The organism is Verruconatronum alginivorum (assembly GCF_056590205.1).
In genome coordinates, this window is sequence record NZ_JBWPVQ010000001.1 from 2,217,914 (window position 1) to 2,235,373 (window position 17,460).

12 protein-coding genes are annotated in these 17,460 nt (G+C 59.3%); 7 read left to right on the forward strand and 5 right to left on the reverse strand.

All coding sequences use genetic code 11. The features are described 5' to 3' along the window. Positions 1-20 precede the first annotated feature (20 nt). Together ACWUI2_RS07865 and ACWUI2_RS07870 are read right to left on the reverse strand one after the other, a co-directional pair. On the reverse strand, positions 21-866 hold the full coding sequence (locus tag ACWUI2_RS07865; RefSeq protein ID WP_486982304.1) for a RecB family exonuclease: 846 nt from the start codon (positions 864-866) through the stop codon (positions 21-23). Next, positions 863-1,363, reverse strand: coding sequence for a hypothetical protein (locus ACWUI2_RS07870; RefSeq protein WP_486982305.1), 501 nt, complete (start codon positions 1,361-1,363; stop codon positions 863-865). The genes ACWUI2_RS07865 and ACWUI2_RS07870 overlap by 4 nt, the downstream gene beginning before the upstream one ends. A 561-nt stretch (positions 1,364-1,924) precedes the next feature. Here ACWUI2_RS07870 and ACWUI2_RS07875 point away from each other — a divergent pair. From ACWUI2_RS07875 to ACWUI2_RS07905, 7 genes are all read left to right on the forward strand, one after another. Further along, on the forward strand, positions 1,925-3,736 hold the full coding sequence (locus ACWUI2_RS07875) for a type I restriction-modification system subunit M (RefSeq protein WP_486982306.1): 1,812 nt from the start codon (positions 1,925-1,927) through the stop codon (positions 3,734-3,736). A gap of 160 nt (positions 3,737-3,896) precedes the next feature. After that, complete coding sequence (locus ACWUI2_RS07880) at positions 3,897-4,796, forward strand: Abi family protein (protein WP_486982307.1); 900 nt, start codon at positions 3,897-3,899, stop codon at positions 4,794-4,796. Next, complete coding sequence (locus ACWUI2_RS07885; protein ID WP_486982308.1) at positions 4,793-6,133, forward strand: restriction endonuclease subunit S; 1,341 nt, start codon at positions 4,793-4,795, stop codon at positions 6,131-6,133. The genes ACWUI2_RS07880 and ACWUI2_RS07885 overlap by 4 nt, the downstream gene beginning before the upstream one ends. 9 nt (positions 6,134-6,142) lie before the next feature. Next, positions 6,143-7,228, forward strand: a complete 1,086-nt coding sequence (locus ACWUI2_RS07890) for a DUF4268 domain-containing protein (protein ID WP_486982309.1) — start codon at positions 6,143-6,145, stop codon at positions 7,226-7,228. A 7-nt stretch (positions 7,229-7,235) separates the two neighbouring features. Further along, complete coding sequence (locus ACWUI2_RS07895; RefSeq protein WP_486982310.1) at positions 7,236-8,507, forward strand: PDDEXK-like family protein; 1,272 nt, start codon at positions 7,236-7,238, stop codon at positions 8,505-8,507. Between the two features lie 21 nt (positions 8,508-8,528). Continuing rightward, on the forward strand, positions 8,529-11,651 hold the full coding sequence (locus ACWUI2_RS07900; protein ID WP_486982311.1) for a type I restriction endonuclease subunit R: 3,123 nt from the start codon (positions 8,529-8,531) through the stop codon (positions 11,649-11,651). Positions 11,652-11,732: 81 nt separating this feature from the next. Continuing rightward, on the forward strand, positions 11,733-12,554 hold the full coding sequence (locus ACWUI2_RS07905) for a hypothetical protein (protein WP_486982312.1): 822 nt from the start codon (positions 11,733-11,735) through the stop codon (positions 12,552-12,554). Positions 12,555-12,656: 102 nt separating this feature from the next. On the opposite strand, the gene ACWUI2_RS07910 is transcribed toward ACWUI2_RS07905, so the two are convergent. The 3 genes from ACWUI2_RS07910 to ACWUI2_RS07920 all read right to left on the reverse strand — a co-directional run bounded on the left by ACWUI2_RS07910 (position 12,657) and on the right by ACWUI2_RS07920 (position 17,215). Then, the gene (locus tag ACWUI2_RS07910; RefSeq protein ID WP_486982313.1) at positions 12,657-14,405 is read right to left on the reverse strand and encodes a PQQ-binding-like beta-propeller repeat protein; all 1,749 of its coding nucleotides are present in this window, start codon (positions 14,403-14,405) and stop codon (positions 12,657-12,659) included. Then, complete coding sequence (locus ACWUI2_RS07915) at positions 14,405-15,556, reverse strand: hypothetical protein (RefSeq protein ID WP_486982314.1); 1,152 nt, start codon at positions 15,554-15,556, stop codon at positions 14,405-14,407. Before ACWUI2_RS07915 ends, ACWUI2_RS07910 begins: the two co-directional genes overlap by 1 nt. A 297-nt stretch (positions 15,557-15,853) precedes the next feature. Further along, positions 15,854-17,215 (reverse strand): hypothetical protein, encoded by a 1,362-nt coding sequence (locus ACWUI2_RS07920; RefSeq protein WP_486982315.1) that lies wholly within the window; start codon positions 17,213-17,215, stop codon positions 15,854-15,856. Positions 17,216-17,460: the final 245 nt, after the last annotated feature.

The following is a 17,460-nucleotide window of genomic DNA, read 5'->3' on the forward strand; positions in this document are numbered from 1 at the left end:
AACTTTCCGGCTCGGCGGCTTCATCGGACTTCTCCATTCCACTCCCGGCATTCGCCGCGGTAGGCACACCAGGAACAATGCTGCCCCGGCTGCGGGTGGAAACGCTCGCTCCGGACCCCTTCGGCGAAGATTTCCGCCAGGCGGTAAAAACGCTCCCGCTGTCCGGGCGAAGGAGGCGGCATCACATGCCGGATCATCTTCGGGGTTTTGGTCTTCACCATCCAGATCAGTTCCGTCCCGCCGACCGGTTCCCCGGTCGCCTCCTCCAGCAGGATGGCGTAATGGACCAGCTGGATCTCGTGGAGGAAACTCTCCAGCTCCAGGTCCGACGGCGTGGAAGCGACCGTCTTGAAATCGACCGGGATGTTCCCCGGCCGGACCAGGTCGATGATCCCGTACAACGGGGCGGGTAGTCCCGCCACCTGTTCCTCCAGCCGGACCTCCACCCCCGCCGGTCTCCCGGTGACCAGGGCCGCCTCCGATTCGAGATAGGCGACGACCACCCGCTCCCCGGCGGCCAGGCAGTCGGCCTCCTGTTTGCCGTCCTTGAAGGCGACCTCCTCGTCCTCCCGCAGGGCGGCGAAGGCCGTCCGGTAGCTCTCCAATATCTGCTCGGCGGTGAGGTTCTCCTCCCGCCAGATCGACAGGTGGTAGCGCCGGACCGCCTCGTGGACCGCCTTCCCCAGGTGGAGGCTCGGCGAGGTCGGGCGGGGCAGGCGCAGCACCTTCTCGAAGTAATACTTCAGCGGGCAGGCGAGGTAGCTCTTGATCGAGGACGGACTGATGTAGGGCAGTTCCGGCCGTTCTCCTTTCTCCGGCGGCGTCGGGACGGGCGGTTCCGGGCGGGTATCGATTCGCCGGATCATCCGCGCCTCCTTCCCGGGTAGGCGCTCCGGTTGCGGGGGGCGCCCCGCCTTCCGTTCGGATGGTTGCCGCCGTGGGTCTCCAGCAGTTCGTCGATCAACCCGGAGGCGGAGAGCTTGTTGAGCTCCTTCACGCCGGCTCCGAAGCGCAGCCGGGCCAGTTCGTCGACCTCGTTTTTATCCAGATCGTTTTCGTCGACAATCTTGAGGATCAGGTCGCGTTGTTTGTCGGAACAGTTCCAGTGATCGCCGGCCCCGTTTCCATTTCCGTTGCCGTTGGCGGATCCGTTTCCGTTGCCGTTTGTCCCCGGCGGGACATACCCCGTGTTGACCATTTGGTCATCAACCGCCTTTTGCAACAGGGCGTAAACCCGCTCCGCCTCGGTGCCGATCCGGGAAAGATCGGCCACCTCCGTTTTGATCGAGAGCGTGAACTTGTGCGAGGAGTAACCCGGGAGCCCAACGGTTTTTCCATAAGTGGATTCGATTAAGACAGCCATGACAAATGGCCTCCTTTCGTTTCGTTTGTTCGTTGACCGCGTACACGAAAAAGCCGCCGGCGGAGGCGGTCGCGTCCCCACCGGCGGCTTGAGAGATAACGGTTATCTACGCACCTTTTTATGACACGGATTTGGAAGTTGTTTCAGTTTTTGGAGCGGTGATAAGGCGGATGCGGACCGGACTGACGTTCTAACCGAAAGGTCAATTTGACCCGTCGGATGGGAGGCCTCGGATCAGAGGGTGGACACGCTTTTTGTCACGCTCCGGCACCTCATTTTGTCTCGATCTTCTCTTCCTTGAATTCGTAAGTGCCCTCTTCTCATTATGTTTCTCGAATCCCGGAAAGGTCAGCCCTCCGTCTTGGCCCTTTCGCCAGCCCACCTCCCCTCAGGGCGGATGCAAAGGCCGATTGGTTCGCCCGCCGAAAAATCCAAGGGCGGAACGAAAGCCTGCCCGGACCGGGCAACAGGAATAACAGGAAAGGCGAAGCACAAGTAATCTTGCCGATATCGCCGAATTGTTTCAATCCTCTATCCCCAGACTTTTACCTACTAATTCGCATGGCCAGAACCTCTTCCACGTCTCGCAAAACCTCCAGTAACGGAACCCGCAACGGTTCCGGCAACGGGGGAGCCGAGCAGAATCTCTCTTCTTTTATCTGGTCCGTGGCCGATCTCCTGCGGGGCGATTACAAGCAATCCGACTACGGCAAGGTGATCTTGCCTTTCACCGTCCTGCGCCGCCTCGACTGCGTGCTGGAGGAGACGAAGCCGGCCGTCCTGGCCGAGTTGGCCAAGCGCGAGAAGGCGGGACTGAATCCCGAGCCGTTCCTTCTGCGGAAATCCGGCGAGCATTTTTACAACACTTCGCCGCTGGACTTGAAGAAGCTGATGGGCGATCAGGACCACATCGGCGAAAACCTCCGGGCCTACATGCAGGCGTTTTCGCCCGCCGTGCGCGACATCTTCGAAGGGTTCGATTTCCACACCCAGATCGACCGGCTCGACAAGGCCGGGCTGCTCTACCTCGTGACGGAAAAGTTCGCCAACATCGACCTGCATCCGGACGTGATCAGCAACGACCGGATGGGGGCGGTGTTTGAGGAGCTGATTCGCCGGTTCGCCGAGCTTTCCAACGAAACCGCCGGGGAGCACTTCACGCCCCGGGAGGTGATCCGGCTGATGGTGAATCTACTTTTCATTGAAGACGACGAGGCTCTCACCAAACCAGGCGTCGTCCGCTCCCTCTACGATCCGACCGCCGGGACCGGCGGCATGTTGAGCGTCGGCGGCGAACATCTCGGCAGCCTGAATCCCGACTCGCGCCTCGTCATGTATGGACAAGAGCTCAACAGCGAGTCCTACGCAATCTGCAAGGCCGACATGCTGATCAAGGGCCAGGACATCGCCAACATCATCTTCGGCAACACTCTCTCCAACGACGGCCTTTACGGGAAACTCTTCGATTACATGCTTTCCAATCCCCCGTTTGGCGTGGAATGGAAAAAGATCGAGAAGGAGATCCGAAAGGAGCACAAGGAGATGGGTTACAACGGCCGCTTCGGTCCCGGCCTTCCGCGGGTGAGCGATGGTTCGCTGCTTTTCCTCCTCCACCTCATTTCCAAGATGCGGCCGGCGAAAGATGGCGGCAGCCGGTTCGGCATCGTCCTCAACGGTTCCCCGCTCTTCACCGGCGGCGCGGGTTCGGGCGAGAGCGAAATCCGCCGTTACGTGCTGGAAAACGACCTGGTCGAAGCGATCATCGCCCTGCCGACCGACATGTTTTACAACACCGGCATCAGCACCTACATCTGGATCGTCAGCAACCGGAAACCGGCCGCCCGGAAGGGAAAACTCCAGCTCATCGACGCCAGCGGATTTTGGCAAAAGATGAGGAAGAGCCTCGGCAGCAAACGTAAGGAATTGAGCCCCGAGCAGATCGAGGAGATCACCCGCCTCTTCGGCGATTTCCGCGAGGAGACCCGCGACGGAAAACCGATCAGCCGCATTTTCAAAAACGAGGAGTTCGGCTACCGCACAATCACCGTGGAACGTCCGCAACGCGACGAGAAGGGAAAGATCGTCCTCGGCACGAAGGGCAAAGCCAAAGGCAAGCCGGTCCCCGACACCAGCCTGCGCGATTCGGAGAACGTGCCGCTCACCGAGGACGTGGAAACCTACTTCAAACGCGAGGTGTTGCCGCACGCCCCCGGCGCCTGGATCGACCACGCGAAAACCAAGGTCGGCTACGAAATCCCCTTCAACCGCCACTTCTACGTCTTCCAGCCGCCGCGCCCGCTGGCGGAAATCGACGCCGAGTTGAAGGGTGTCACCGACCGGATTTTGAAAATGATCGGGGGCCTGACGAAATGAGTCCGGAACGGCGGAAAATTTCGGCGATCCTCCTTGCCAAAGGTGATCTTTCGTCACATCGTTTCGATAACAGAACCCGCCAAGGCTATGCGCGAAAGCGTATCCTCAAACCGGCGGGTCGTTTTTTTTCCACCCCCGGCCATGGAGGGAGCGCGGCTTTATGAACAAGCGTCCCTTCGCCAAACCAGCCACCACCCACGCCGCGCAGGTGGAGTTGCTGCGCTCCCGGGGAATGGTGGTGGAGGATGCCGCCGCGGAATTTCAGCTCCGGCACCTCAACTATTACCGGCTCCGCGCCTACTGGCTTCCCTTCGAGGCGGATGACGCCGCCCACCGGTTCATGGCCGGCACCCGTTTTCAACAGGCCGTCGACCTATACCAGTTCGACCGCGAATTGCGCCTGCTCGTCCTGGATGCGCTCGAGCGCGTCGAGGTCTCGGTTCGATCCCACTGGGCTTACGAACTCGCCCACCGTCACGGATCGCACGCCCACCTGAAACCCGAACTGGCGTTCCGCCATGAACACTGGCTCAGCAACCTCGATTCGCTTCGAAAGGAAGTCGAACGCTCGGACGAAGCCTTCATCCGCCACATGAGCGAGACCTATGCGGAGGACCTCCCTCCGGTCTGGGCGGCGTGCGAAGTGATGTCGTTGGGACTGCTCTCCCGCTGGTATCGCAACCTCAGGCCGATGCCTACGCGGGCGGCCATCGCCGGCGCCTACGGCGTCGATCAGAAGGTCTTCGAATCCTGGCTCCGCCATTTGACCCTCGTGCGAAACGTCTGCGCCCATCATGGACGGCTTTGGAATCGCGAATTCGCCCTTCTTCCCGCCATCCCTAAAAATCCGGGGCGACTCGCGACCCAATTTCAACGAGGCTCCCGCAGGATCTACAATTCCCTGTTGATACTGCTTCATTGCATGGACCGTGTCTCTCCCGGCCATCGGTGGCGGGACCGGCTGAAAGCCTTGCTCACCGAGGATGAATCCCGCCTCCGGGCCATGGGCTTTCCGGCGGACTGGCGAAACCATCCTCTCTGGCTGAAGGAAACGAAATGAGTTTTCCCAAGTATCCGAAATATAAGGACAGTGGCGTCGAGTGGCTCGGCGAGGTTCCGGAGCATTGGGAGGTGAAACCGCTGAAATCCATCGCAAGCCACAACGATGAGGTATTGGACGAGAAGACTGACTCAGATTTTGAGCTACTTTACGTGGACATTTCCAGTGTGGATTGCATCGAAGGAATAAGGGAAAAAACTCCAATGCGGTTTTCGGCGGCACCGTCCCGAGCAAGGCGAAAAGTGCGGCATGGGGACGTCATCGTTTCGACCGTTCGTACTTATCTGAGGACAATCGCCCGGATTTGCGAGCCGGAAGACAATTTGGTCGTTTCAACCGGGTTCGCCGTTGTGCGACCGCGGGAAGACGTTATCCCTGACTACTTGGGATACACTCTTTCCGCCTCTTATTTTATCGAGCAAGTGATCGCACGATCAACTGGTGTTAGCTACCCTGCCATCAACGCCAACGAGCTTGTGCGCATTCCCCTTGGGTTACCCCCTTTGCACGAACAAACCGCCATCGCCGACTTCCTAGACCGGGAGACGGCGAAGATCGATGAGTTGGTGGCGGAGCAGCGACGGTTGATGGAACTGCTGAAAGAAAAACGGCAGGCCGTGATCTCCCACGCCGTCACCAAGGGTCTGAACCCCGACGCCCCCATGAAGCCCTCCGGCACAGAATGGCTCGGCGACGTGCCGACGCACTGGGAGGTTGGAGCCTTACGATATTTCGGGACGTTCCGAACCGGTTCGACTCCTGACCGCACCGTCGAAGGCTATTGGAACGGGGGGATTCCGTGGGTAAAGACTGGAGAGATAAACTATACCACAATCACTGCTACGGAAGAGACTATTTCGAAGGAGGGAATGGAAGCCTCAGCCGTTTCGCTTGCTCCGCCAGGGACGTTACTTATGGCCCTTTATGGTCAAGGTGTAACGAGGGGGCGGGTAGCGCTGCTCGGTGTCCATGCAACCTTTAACCAAGCATGCGTCGCTATCCAACCGGATCGAAGGTTGGACGTTGCGTTTTTAAAAGCATTTTTTACCTTCGCGTATCCGTTCATTCGGGAAGGCGGAAACGAAACGACCCAGATGAATCTCAGCGCTGAATTCATTCGAAGGATTCGGATCCCGATTCCCCCGCGAGACGAGCAGCAGAAGATTGCGAGTTTCCTAAGGAACGCGACATCTCAAATTGAGGATCTCATCGTCGAAGCCCAGCGCGCCATCGACCTCCTCCAAGAACGCCGGTCCGCCCTCATTTCCGCCGCCGTCACAGGGCAGATCGATGTGCGCAACGCCGTCTCGCCCGAAGCAAATCTCATTACTGCCTGAATCTTCGCCATGAGTCTTTATCGCATCACCTCGGAAAAGCTGGAGCCGGTGCTCCGGACGAGCTTCGCCACAGAAAAGCTGTTGGAAAGAAAAGACATTCAGCGCCTGCTGCGAGGCGATATATCCGTGGTCGGTGAGGACCTCATGGTGATCGCGGAGGAATTTGGCGAGTGGGAAGATTGCAGCCGGCGCATCGACCTCTTGTGCCTGAGCAAGGATGGCGGACTCGTCGTGGTGGAGATCAAGCGGACGGATACCGGCGGCCACATGGAGCTGCAAGCGATCCGCTACGCGGCCATGGTTTCCAGCATGACTTTGGAGCAGTTGGTCGAAGTGTTCGCGAAGACGAACGGGAAGGATTCCGACGATGCTCGCGATGAAGTCCTTGCCTTTCTCCAAGCCGACTCCGAGGAGGAGGCGGAGCTGACCGGTGATGTGCGGATTATTCTCGTCTCCGCGGACTTTTCTACCGAACTCACGACCTCGGTGCTTTGGCTCAATCAGCGCGACCTGGATATCACCTGCATTCGCTTGCGGCCCTACCGCATTGGAGATGAAGTCCTCATTGATGCCACCCAGATTATCCCGCTACCGGAGTCGGCGGACTACGAGGTAAAACTGCGGAAGCAGGAAAAGGAGAAGCGCAAGGTGCTGAGTGCGCGGCATGAAATTCTCCGCAGGTTTTGGGTGCAGCTCTTTGATCGATCACGAGAGACGACGCCACTGCTGGCCAATCGGACCCCTGGAAATGATACTTGGATTACTTCCGGAATTGGTCGAAGCGGTTTCCAGCTAAATACGGTTCTGAACCAGCACCGTTCGGTTGTGGAGTGCTACATCCGCCTGCCAGCGGGCGAGGAAGCGAGCAAGGCCGCCTTTCACTCTCTTCAGCGGCGGAAGCGGGAGATCGAATCGAGATTTGGCGACGAGCTAAAATGGGAGGAACTTCCCGGGCGCCAAGGAAGCCGCATTTCGAAAGAACTGGCGGGCGGTTGGAAGTCGCCCGAGTCTGATTGGCCGGAACTTCACGACCGGCTCATCGACGCACTCGTTCGAATGGAAGGCGCATTGAAGCAGGTGGTGCAGGAAGTATAACCGACATATGAATCCTCCATTGGAAGTTCTGCCAGAGTTCTGCCGACTCGCGAGCATGATCGCCGAAGCGACCATTCGTTCCGAGGAACGGGCGAGGGCCGCTCACGCCCGGTTCAATGTCTTCACCACTCTGTTACCGGCGAGCGACGAGGTCCGCCTCCATACCCGCTTTCTCCATTGCCTGCTCGACCCACACGGGTTTCACGATTGCGGCGCGCTTTTCCTCGACTTGTTTTATCTTACGCTCGGCGAGATTCCGGGTTCGGACCATGCAGATAGTCCCGTAACTATTGAGGTTCTGTCGTCAGATACGTCATGGACCGTCCAAAAGGAGGTTTCCTGCTCATCTTACGGTCAAATCGATCTTCTGATCGAACGTCCCGGGTTCGGCATAGGGATCGAGAATAAAATTCATGCGGTCGAGCGACCACACCAACTCGCCTGCTATGACGCGTACCTCCGAAGTAAATACAACAAATACGGCGGCTCGTCTCACCTGATCTTCCTCACGCTCGATGGGAAGGCGGCCACCAGCCACGAAAGTGCTTCTTACATCCGAATTTCCTACCGCGAACATATCCTTGCCTGGCTGGAGAAGTGCCTTCGGGAAACGCACCGCATGATCCCGGTCAATCAGGTGCTTTTACAATACCGGCAGGTGGTCCGCTCGCTCACCGGTAAAACCCTTGAATCTGAAAACATGAAACCTATTGCCGATTTCGTTCTCCAGAATCCCGATATCGTTCGGTTCAGGAAACAAATGAACAATGCCATCGATGAGGCCATAAGTCGGATGTGGAAACGGCTTGCCACAGAAATTGCGGATGAGCTTCAAGATCGCTTCGAAGTTCACGATAGAGACGGGAGATTTGGCTTAAATACGATTAGTCATCTCGTTCTAAAGCCAAAATCCGAGAGTGTCCTGCTTGATGCCCCTTTTGAAATCTGGGCGGAACGCGATGAAACCTCTTTCGGAATTGGCCCCGTCCCAAAGGCCGACCACAGATCCGTTTCTGGGGATGATGCGAAGTTATTTGATCAAATGCTCGCCTTGATGAAGGAAACCATTGAGCCCGGTTTTCACCAGTCCGAAAAAACACCCCGCTTTCCCGTTGGTTGGCATGGCCTATTATCGATTGATGACCAGCAAATCGCGCAGTTCATCGAAAGCCCGGAAACCCACCGGATTTGCAACGAGATCCGCACTTATGTCCAAAATCTGGAAAAGGTTTACATACGGGCGAGAGAATTGAATACTTCCGCCGGTGCATCAACATGAGACCTTGGGCAGGCGAGCGTAATGACCCTTCACAAAGAAATCAGCTTCGAAGAGGAAATCTGCCAGCACCTCGCCGATAACGGCTGGCTTTACGCCGAAGGAGATGCGGGGGATTACGACCGGGGGCGGGCGCTATTCCCGGCGGACGTGCTGGCGTGGGTGCGGGAGACTCAACCGAAGGCGTGGGAGATTCTTGTCAAAAACCATGGCGGGCAGGCCGGTGAAACGCTGCTGAGCCGCCTGCGCGATCAACTCGACCAGCGCGGGACCTTGGGCGTGCTCCGGCACGGCATCGAGCTCCTCGGGCTGAAACAGCCGCTGAAGGTGGCGGAGTTCAAACCGGCCCTCGCCATCAATGAGGAAATTCTCCGGCGCTACGCCGCCAACCGCCTGCGGGTGGTTCGTCAGTTGCGGTATTCATCGCACAACGAAAATTGCCTCGACCTTGTTCTCTTCCTGAACGGCGTCCCGGTGGCGACGGCGGAGCTGAAAACCGATTTCACCCAAAGGATCGGAGATGCCATCGACCAATACCGTTTCGACCGCCACCCCCGCCCGAAAGGGCAGGCCGTCGAGCCGCTGCTTTCTTTTCCCAACGGGGCGCTGGTGCATTTCGCGGTGAGCAACAGCGAAGTCCACATGGTGACGAAGCTGGAGGGGCCGGAGACCGTTTTCCTTCCCTTCAACCGCGGGAATGATGGCGCGGCGGGCAATCCGGTGGATCCGAAGGGCGGACACCGCACCTCCTATCTTTGGGAAGAGGTATGGGAGCGGGAAAGCTGGCTGGAAATCCTGGGCCGTTACCTCATCGCCCGGCAGAATAAAAAGAAGCAAATCGAGCAAATTATTTTTCCCCGGTTTCACCAGCTCGACGTCACGCGCAAGCTCCAGGCCGCCGTGGTCGCGCAGGAGACGACCGGCCCCGGGGGCAAGTATCTCGTGCAACATTCAGCGGGCTCGGGCAAGACCAACTCGATCGCCTGGACCGCGCATTTCCTGGCCGAACTTCACGACGCCGAACACCGGAAGGTATTCGATACGGTGCTGGTGGTGTCGGATCGCACCGTGATCGATTCCCAACTGCAGGAGGCGCTTTTCGATTTCCAGCGGCAAACGGGAGTGGTTGCGACGATCAAAGGCCGCGATGGAAGCAAAAGCTCCGAACTGGCCGATGCCCTGTCCGGGGACAAGAAGATCGTCGTCTGCACGATTCAAACATTCCCCTTCGCGCTCCAAGCGGTGCGCGAACTTGCGGCCACCCAGGGCAAACGTTTCGCGGTGATCGCCGACGAGGCCCACAGTTCCCAGACAGGCGAAGCGGCATCCAAGCTGAAAGCGGTCCTGAGCCCCGAGGAGATCGCCGAACTCGAAGACGGCGGCGAAGTCAGCACGGAAGACCTGCTCGCGGCGCATACGGCCGCTCGGGCGAGTGAGACGGGAATCACATTCGTGGCGTTCACCGCGACCCCCAAGACCAAGACGATGGAGTTGTTTGGCACCCGCCCCGATCCGACCCGGCCGGCCGGTCCGGACAATCTGCCGGCGCCCTTTCACGTGTATTCGATGCGGCAGGCCATCGAGGAGAAGTTCATTCTCGACGTGCTGCAAAATTATACGTCTTACAAACTGGCCTTCAAGCTGGCCCACGAGGGCAGGGACTACGACCAGACGACGGTGGAGCGAAGTGCGGCGATGAAAGGCATCATGGGTTGGGTGCGGCTCCATCCCTACAATATTTCGCAAAAGGTCCGGATCGTGGTGGAACACTTCCGCGAACATGTTTCGCCGCTCCTGGACGGAGAAGCGAAAGCCATGGTGGTGGTTGCCAGCCGGGTCGAGGCGGTGAGGTGGAAACTGGCCATCGAAAAATACATCACGGAGCGAGGTTACCGCTACGGGACGCTGGTGGCCTTCTCGGGAGAAGTCACGGACGAGAAGTCGGGACCTGATGCTTTCACAGAGGCCAGTCACACCCTAAACCCCAACCTTAAAGGCCGCGACATCCGGGAAGCCTTCAAGGGGGACGAATATCAAATCCTTCTGGTGGCCAACAAATTCCAAACCGGTTTTGACCAACCGCTCCTGTGCGGCATGTATGTGGACAAGCGTCTCGCGGGTCTTCAGGCGGTGCAGACCCTCTCCCGCCTCAACCGGGCCTATCCCGGCAAGGACACAACCTACGTGCTGGACTTCGTGAACGACACCGAGGAGATCCTCGCCGCTTTCAAAACCTACCATACCACCGCTCAGCTCTCGGCCGCCACCGATCCGAATCTCGTGTATGACCTTCGCGCCAAACTCGACGCGACCGGACACTACGACGACTTTGAGGTGGATCGGGTCGTTTCGGTCGAACTCGATCCCAACGCGAAGCAGAGAGACCTCCTCAAGGCGCTCGAACCCGTGGTGGACCGGCTCCTGAAACAATACAAGGCCGCCCAGGAAAAACTCAAAGTCGCCAAGGAGACGGAGGATGAAGCCGCGGTCGAAGAAGCGAAAAACGAGTTGAATGCCCTGATCTTGTTTAAGACCGACATGGCCGCCTTTCAGCGCCTACACACCTTCCTCTCCCAGATCTTCGATTACGGCAACACCGCCATCGAAAAGCGGGCGATCTTTTACAAGCGCCTTTTCCCCCTGCTGGAGTTTGGGCGCGAACGGGAAGGAATCGACCTTTCAAAGGTTGTCCTGACCCATCATAACCTCCGGAACCTCGGCAAGCGCCCGATGCCGCTCACCCAAGGCGATCCCGAGTTGCTGCCCCCGATCACCGAAGCGGGCAGGGGGCAGGTCCAGGAGAAAGAATGGGCTTACATGGCCGAACTCATCGAGAAGTTGAATGAACTTTTCGGGGCGGACACGACCGACCAGGACCAACTCGTTTACGTGAACCACGTGATCAAAGGCAAGCTCCTGGAGTCGGACCGCCTGGTGCAGCAGGCCGCGAACAATTCGAAGGAACAGTTTTCGAATTCCCCGGACCTCCAGGCCGAACTGCTGGATGCGCTGATGGAGGCCCTCGACGCCCATACCTCCATGAGCACGCAGGCGCTCAATTCCGCCACGGTGCAAAACGGAATCAAAGACATTTTGCTGAACCACTCCGGCCTTTGGGAAGCGCTCCGGGCGCGGGCGGCGGGTTGAAGAACGGTATCCCGGATGTCGACCATGCCAAACCACTCGTATCGCGTCTCGCTCGCTCTTCCGTGGAGATTATTGAAGCAAGTGCCCACTATCGCACCCGGCGCCACAGCCGAAGAACTGGCGGCGCGACTCAAAGAAAATGGGGTCGAGGTCGACCGGGCGAGTGTCGAGTCGCAGCTGGAAGAACTGTCGACGTTCTTCGCCGTCGTTCGCGATCGGGCCGCGCCGTCTCGTTGGCACTGGAGGTCATCGGTCAGGCGGGAGGAATTCGAAAGCCTGGAAGTCAGCCATGCCGTGACCATCTGCGTGGCGGAGATGGTCCTTAAAACATGGAAGGATGGACTCGTTCCCGCGGAATTGGGACCTGTCTTCGAACAGGCGCGGAAAACCGTGGCCGCGTTCCGCGGGAAACCGTCCGATCATTGGTCGTCCAGATTGCGTTACACCCTCGGCAGCCTGTACACGCGGCCACCCGGCCAGGCCATGGTTGAAGCGATGGGAGTCGCGGTGAAGATCATGGGGGGAGAAAGCCCGGCACCGTTCACTCTGTATCGACAATTTGAGATTCCGTATTTGGTGATGCCGGCCTTCGAGTCCGCCGACGTCCGACTGATCGCCTTCCACCGGATGCGGCCGCTCGAAGCTTCCGACGTATTGCCGGGCCGGTCTCCTTTGATGAACGCCCCGGAATACACCCATCAGGATGCGTCCGCCCTCGAATCAGCCGTCGAAGCGCGGCCCCGAAGGATCGGTCGAGGCAGTCCTTGGCACTTACGGAAAAACGTGGGAGAGATTTGGCAGGTTCATTCCTGGTACTTCGAACAGCGTTCGCGGGAAAAAGGACAGATTTCACAAGTCTCCCTCCGTTCACGCCTCTCCCACGCGCAGGCCGTCCGGAGCTAACAGCTGAAACGTTGTGGCCCTGGGAGACTGAAACTGACGTGACGCCTCGCAGCACCGGGGTGGTCAAAGCCTCTCACCCGCGGTTCAGCACCGGGAATTGTGTCACCGGCCGAAGAGGGAAATCAGGACGACAAATAGGACGACCGCTCCCGTGACCGCGCTCACCCGGTTCCGGTTTTTCCAATTCAAGATCACCAGCACGGTGAAATACATGGCGGACACCAGCAGTGAGAAAAGGATCGCGTGATGGCTGGCGCGGTCCGTCCATCCGACGAGAAACAGCAGGGCTCCCGTTCCGACCATCGAGAGGAAGCCCAGCGAGGTCGCCCATTCGAGAGCGAGTTTCCGCTGCCAGGTTGTGCGGGAAAGGAAGACGACTCCGCCGATGATGCCGATCGCGCCGAGCCAGGCGAGGGAGCTTCGTAGCCAAAGTCCGGCGAACGGATCCGCCGGGGAGGGGTCGTAGTGGACGTGTTCGGGCGCCGGGAGAGGGGGATCTTGGATTTGCCGGATGATACGGCTTCCGGTCGCCGCATCTTCGAGGGTCTCTCCCTCGGGGAGGGGGTGAAATATTCCGGGATTATCGGGCCTCCGGTTCCGTTTCCGATGTTCCTCGGCCAATTCGGAACGGAAGGGGATCGGCCCCCGCAGGCCTCCGTAGAATCGCCGGTATGGGAAGAGGTAGGTCCAGTTGGATTCTCCCGTTTCCCGCGACAGGGACTCGATCCGTCCGTAGTTCGTGCCGATGATGACGTTCCCGTTCCATTCGGCGACGGCGACCAGCGCTTCGCGGCCCGGGAAGCGGTGGAGCCGGGGGGGTGCGAGTAGAGAGGTCCACGTTTCACCCGTGCCGAAGAGTTCCAGCAGGTGGAACGGATCGTGCGGTCCCGGCGCATCGAAAACCGTCGCCTTCCAGCTGACCAGTTGGGCTCCATCCCCGAGAAAGAAGGTCGCTTCGACCTCGCCGATTCCCCAGGGGAAGTCCCGGTATTCGCCGGGCGAGCGAGGGGTTGGCGCGGAGGGATCCAGCGTTCGCGCTTCGGTCCAATCCCGGTGGATCCACAAATCCCCCCAGCGGACCGGTGCTGTTCTCCATCGTCCTTCCGCCCCGAGTTCCTCGGGAACCTCGCGGTCGACGGCGACGAGTCGGCCCTCGAGATCATACCGGACCAGTTTCGTCGCCCGGGCCATTCGTGCCGGCTGGCGGGCGGGATCGTAATTCCCCGCGATGACGATCACCTGGCCTTCGTGGAAAAAAGCGGCCTTTTGGATGGTTCCGGGCGGAGGAGTCTCCCGGTGGATCTCCCGGCCGCTTTCGATGTCCAAAAGGACCAGGACCGGTTCGCCCAAACCAAACTGTCCGGTGCAGTGGAGGAGGACCCGGTTTTCATGCACGGCCATCCGGACCGCTCCGGGATGTTCGAATTCCCACAGGTATTCCCCCGTCGCCAATCTCCGCGCCTCGAAGCGGCCGTTGCCATCGCCGGTCACCAGGATGCCTCGGGACATTCGGTTGCCGGAACTTTGGGGGTTCTCCCGGATCACCCGGCCCGACTCCCATTCGTGGAGCGCCCACCCTCGGAAACCGGTGGCCAGCAACCCTTCGGGCAAAGCGTGGAGTTGCCCGCGGATGCTTCCGTCTCTCCTTGAAAGGGGAATCCCGGTCCGGGCGTCGAGGATCGTCAGGCTCCCATCCCATTGGGCGAAGTGGATCCGGTCTTCATGGATGAGCAAGTTGCTGTCGATCCCGACTTGCACGACACTGCCGGCCTGAAGGGTCGAGGTGAATATGAGAACGGTCAGAGTTGCCGGCCAGACGACCCGGATGGAAAATGAAGCAAGGGCGGTCATTACCAGTCATTGGGGTAGGGACCAGATCCGCCCCGGGTTGGATGAAGGAACTGGCGCGGCTTTTCCGTCATAACCTCAATCCTCGTGACCGGTGCGGAAAGGTCAAATGTCTGGGGCACTCGCACTTCCGGGATGGCTCCTGTCCGGATTCCCTCCTCGAACTCATCTCTATCGATTGCCTCACCGCCATTGATGGAAACGTAGTCGGCCCCTCTGACAAAGACGTTCACCTGGCCTGGGGGAACGGATTCGAAAACGAAACTGCCGTCCTCGGCGATCTGCTGAGAGTCCGTCCAGCCCCGGAATCTCCCATATTTTCGGGTGGGGTAGGCGACCGCTTCCGTCTCGAGCGGATTTGAAAATACCATGATGTGGGCATACCCATCCGTTACCGGTCGCGGGGCGTTGTCGTCGAGGCGTCCCTCCAGGCGGATGCCGGGATGCATTTCCAATGCCAGGCTGTGCTTCTCGCCAGGCTCGGCGGTAAAATTAATGGTCTTGCTATAGGCAGTTTCCCCGGAGGGAAGTCGTCCCTCTAGTCGGAGCAGATAGGAGCCGGGAGAAAATCGGTTCGTAATAATGGCGCCGTCTTCTGTTTTGGTCCAGAGCCGGTGATTCCAGCCGATTCTGCTGAAGCGGGGGAGGATGTCGGCAACTGGCTCGCGGCCTTCGCCGATGTAACCGGAAATCTGCATTTCCATACCTCTGGTGAGTCGGATTGGCTCGGGCGAGCCATTCACCGGCAACACCGTTCGGAATACGTAAGCAAAGTCGGGATGATCCACCGATAGGACAAGCGAGCGCGTCGGCTGCCCCCTTGCACGAATCGCTTCGACCGGATATCGCACTGTGGCATGGCCTTCGAGGTCGGTTCTGTAGCTTTTCGGACCATCTTCCTGCTGGCTCCACCCGAGGGAACGCCCTCTCATTTTAAGTCCGGTGAGTTCAAGTATGGCATTTTCGACCGGGTTCCCGCTTTCATCTTCTACGGCAAGGGTCAATTTCTCGAACCTCACCTCCGTCAGGGAATCCGCTGTATCGGCATCTGCCAAGTCACGCTGTATCCCTAAATGCCATCCCGCTGCCACGACGATGAGGACCGCGATAAAAGCTAACAAAGTAAGTGTGTTGACCCTTTTTTTCGATTGCATCTTGTTTTGCCATCAGTAGTCGCCCGCTTGTCTCATGCAGAGGGGGCCCTCCGGTAAAGGCTCGCACACTTGTCCCGTTTGGCAATCTTCCTTTAGGCGAAGCGGGGTTAGAACCCTGGAAGAGCAAGGGAGGATGATTCCGGGTCCACGACGTGGATCGGAAAGTGGAGCTGCGGGCCGACGGGCTCGGGATGGCTTCAAGCGTTCTTGTATGCGGGGCTTTCTGTTCTATAAGATCGGCTTGCTCGGCGCGCTCCCATGCGATATTCGTCCACCGGCATGATCGCTCTTTTTTGCTCACCTCCCCCGCCCCCGCAGCACGTTCACCCCGGCCACGACGTCCCCGGGCAGGTCCGGTAGCGGCCGGTAGTTTCGTTCCGGTGGTTGGCCGGGGCGGATCATCGGCTGTCCGCCATTGTCCTGTCCATCCGGACCCACACTGTAGAGGAGGAATCCGTCCCCGTCGGTGTGGTAGCGCAGGGGGAGGCCCCCCGGGTCGAAGGGATCGCGGGGGAGCGCCTGAACGAAACCGTGTTCCAGAGCGTCGAGGCGATCCGGGTAGCGGCCCGACTGCTGCCGGTATGCCTCCAGGGCGAGAAGGGTTTTCAGCATTTCCTGGGTGGCCTGATCGAGGAGGACCGTGAACCAGACGTTCCGGAATGTGTCGGCAAGATCCTCACTGCCGAGAAACGCGAGATGCCCGCTTGCTTTGGGCCAGGCCTCGGCGCTTTCAACGAAAGGTTTTTTCATCGCTGCCTGCGCGTCATGCATCATTTGGCAGTAAGCGCGGAGCATGTTGCCTTTGTGGAAGCGCCACGCAAGCAGCCGCATTTGAACGCGCTGCCGGAGAGGGAAATCGTCCCAGTCCGTCCACATCATCTCAATGTCCATGGAATGCTCCATCCGGGCCATCCTGGCCAATCCGATCCGCCACTCCTTCTCGTTGAACATATCTTGCAGTTGGCGCCGGCCGAAGTGTTTCTCCCGCTGGAGCGCTTGGCCGTAGTCGACCTTGGTTTCAGCCAGCCGTTCAATTCGCCCTATCGCTTCGTTCAAAGTTTCCGGGTTCAGTCGGCTGATCATATCCGGCAGGTGGACGCGTGCGATACCGGAGATCGCCACGCCCGTCAGCACGCCGATGATGACGCTGTCCCGGCCGACCATATTTCCGAGCTCAAGGCAGTCGAGGGCCGAGGCCACGGCCAGGTCATAGCGTTCGTCGGCTCGGTGGATCCCGACTTCCAGATCCAGGAGGCGGGCGAGGATCCGGAAATCGGCCAGCCGGATGAGGCCGTCCCCGGATATTGTTTCATGTAAATCCGGGTACATGAAGGGATGTTTTAGCGCCTCCCGCACAAGGTGCAGTGTTAATGCGTTGGCTTCGACCACTTCGCGCTTTTCTCCAATCGTGGGGTCGTGGAATACGCCCGTTTCCGGGTCGCGCCGGCCGTTGACCGCATCGGTGATCGCACGTGTGTCCGGGACTGCCTCTACCGCCTGCACCAAAATATCGAAGGCGTTGGGGTCGGGAAGGGCGGCCGGCTCCTGTCGCGGCTCTTCGAAATCGGGTATCCGCTCGCTGTCGATCCGCCACCAGACGGCGGCGGCGATCATTCCCAGCAGCAGGAAGGAGGAGCCAAGGAGCAGCTTGCGAATCATTGGTTGATCTTCCATTTTCCGGGGCGACGGTCAATCCGCCTGTCGCAAGGATGAAAACCGGATTTGCCACCCCCGCGCCCGGGGGCCGGAATGGCGGTCGAGGATGGCGGGGGGTGGCGTCGGGTGAGGATACCCCATTCCTCCAAGGGAGTCGGGAGGTCCTCGCCGAGAGAGCGCGGTTCAGTCGACCAACCGCACCGCAATACGCCGTATCCTATAAGGCGTATTGCGGTTCTGCGGTAGGA

Coding starts and splice junctions, on each gene's coding strand:
- ACWUI2_RS07865 (WP_486982304.1), bottom strand. CDS start 866: ATGATCCGGCGAATCGATACCCGCCCGGAACCGCCCGTCCCGACGCCG.
- ACWUI2_RS07870 (WP_486982305.1), bottom strand. CDS start 1,363: ATGGCTGTCTTAATCGAATCCACTTATGGAAAAACCGTTGGGCTCCCG.
- ACWUI2_RS07875 (WP_486982306.1), top strand. CDS start 1,925: ATGGCCAGAACCTCTTCCACGTCTCGCAAAACCTCCAGTAACGGAACC.
- ACWUI2_RS07880 (WP_486982307.1), top strand. CDS start 3,897: ATGAACAAGCGTCCCTTCGCCAAACCAGCCACCACCCACGCCGCGCAG.
- ACWUI2_RS07885 (WP_486982308.1), top strand. CDS start 4,793: ATGAGTTTTCCCAAGTATCCGAAATATAAGGACAGTGGCGTCGAGTGG.
- ACWUI2_RS07890 (WP_486982309.1), top strand. CDS start 6,143: ATGAGTCTTTATCGCATCACCTCGGAAAAGCTGGAGCCGGTGCTCCGG.
- ACWUI2_RS07895 (WP_486982310.1), top strand. CDS start 7,236: ATGAATCCTCCATTGGAAGTTCTGCCAGAGTTCTGCCGACTCGCGAGC.
- ACWUI2_RS07900 (WP_486982311.1), top strand. CDS start 8,529: ATGACCCTTCACAAAGAAATCAGCTTCGAAGAGGAAATCTGCCAGCAC.
- ACWUI2_RS07910 (WP_486982313.1), bottom strand. CDS start 14,405: ATGACCGCCCTTGCTTCATTTTCCATCCGGGTCGTCTGGCCGGCAACT.
- ACWUI2_RS07915 (WP_486982314.1), bottom strand. CDS start 15,556: ATGCAATCGAAAAAAAGGGTCAACACACTTACTTTGTTAGCTTTTATC.
- ACWUI2_RS07920 (WP_486982315.1), bottom strand. CDS start 17,215: ATGATTCGCAAGCTGCTCCTTGGCTCCTCCTTCCTGCTGCTGGGAATG.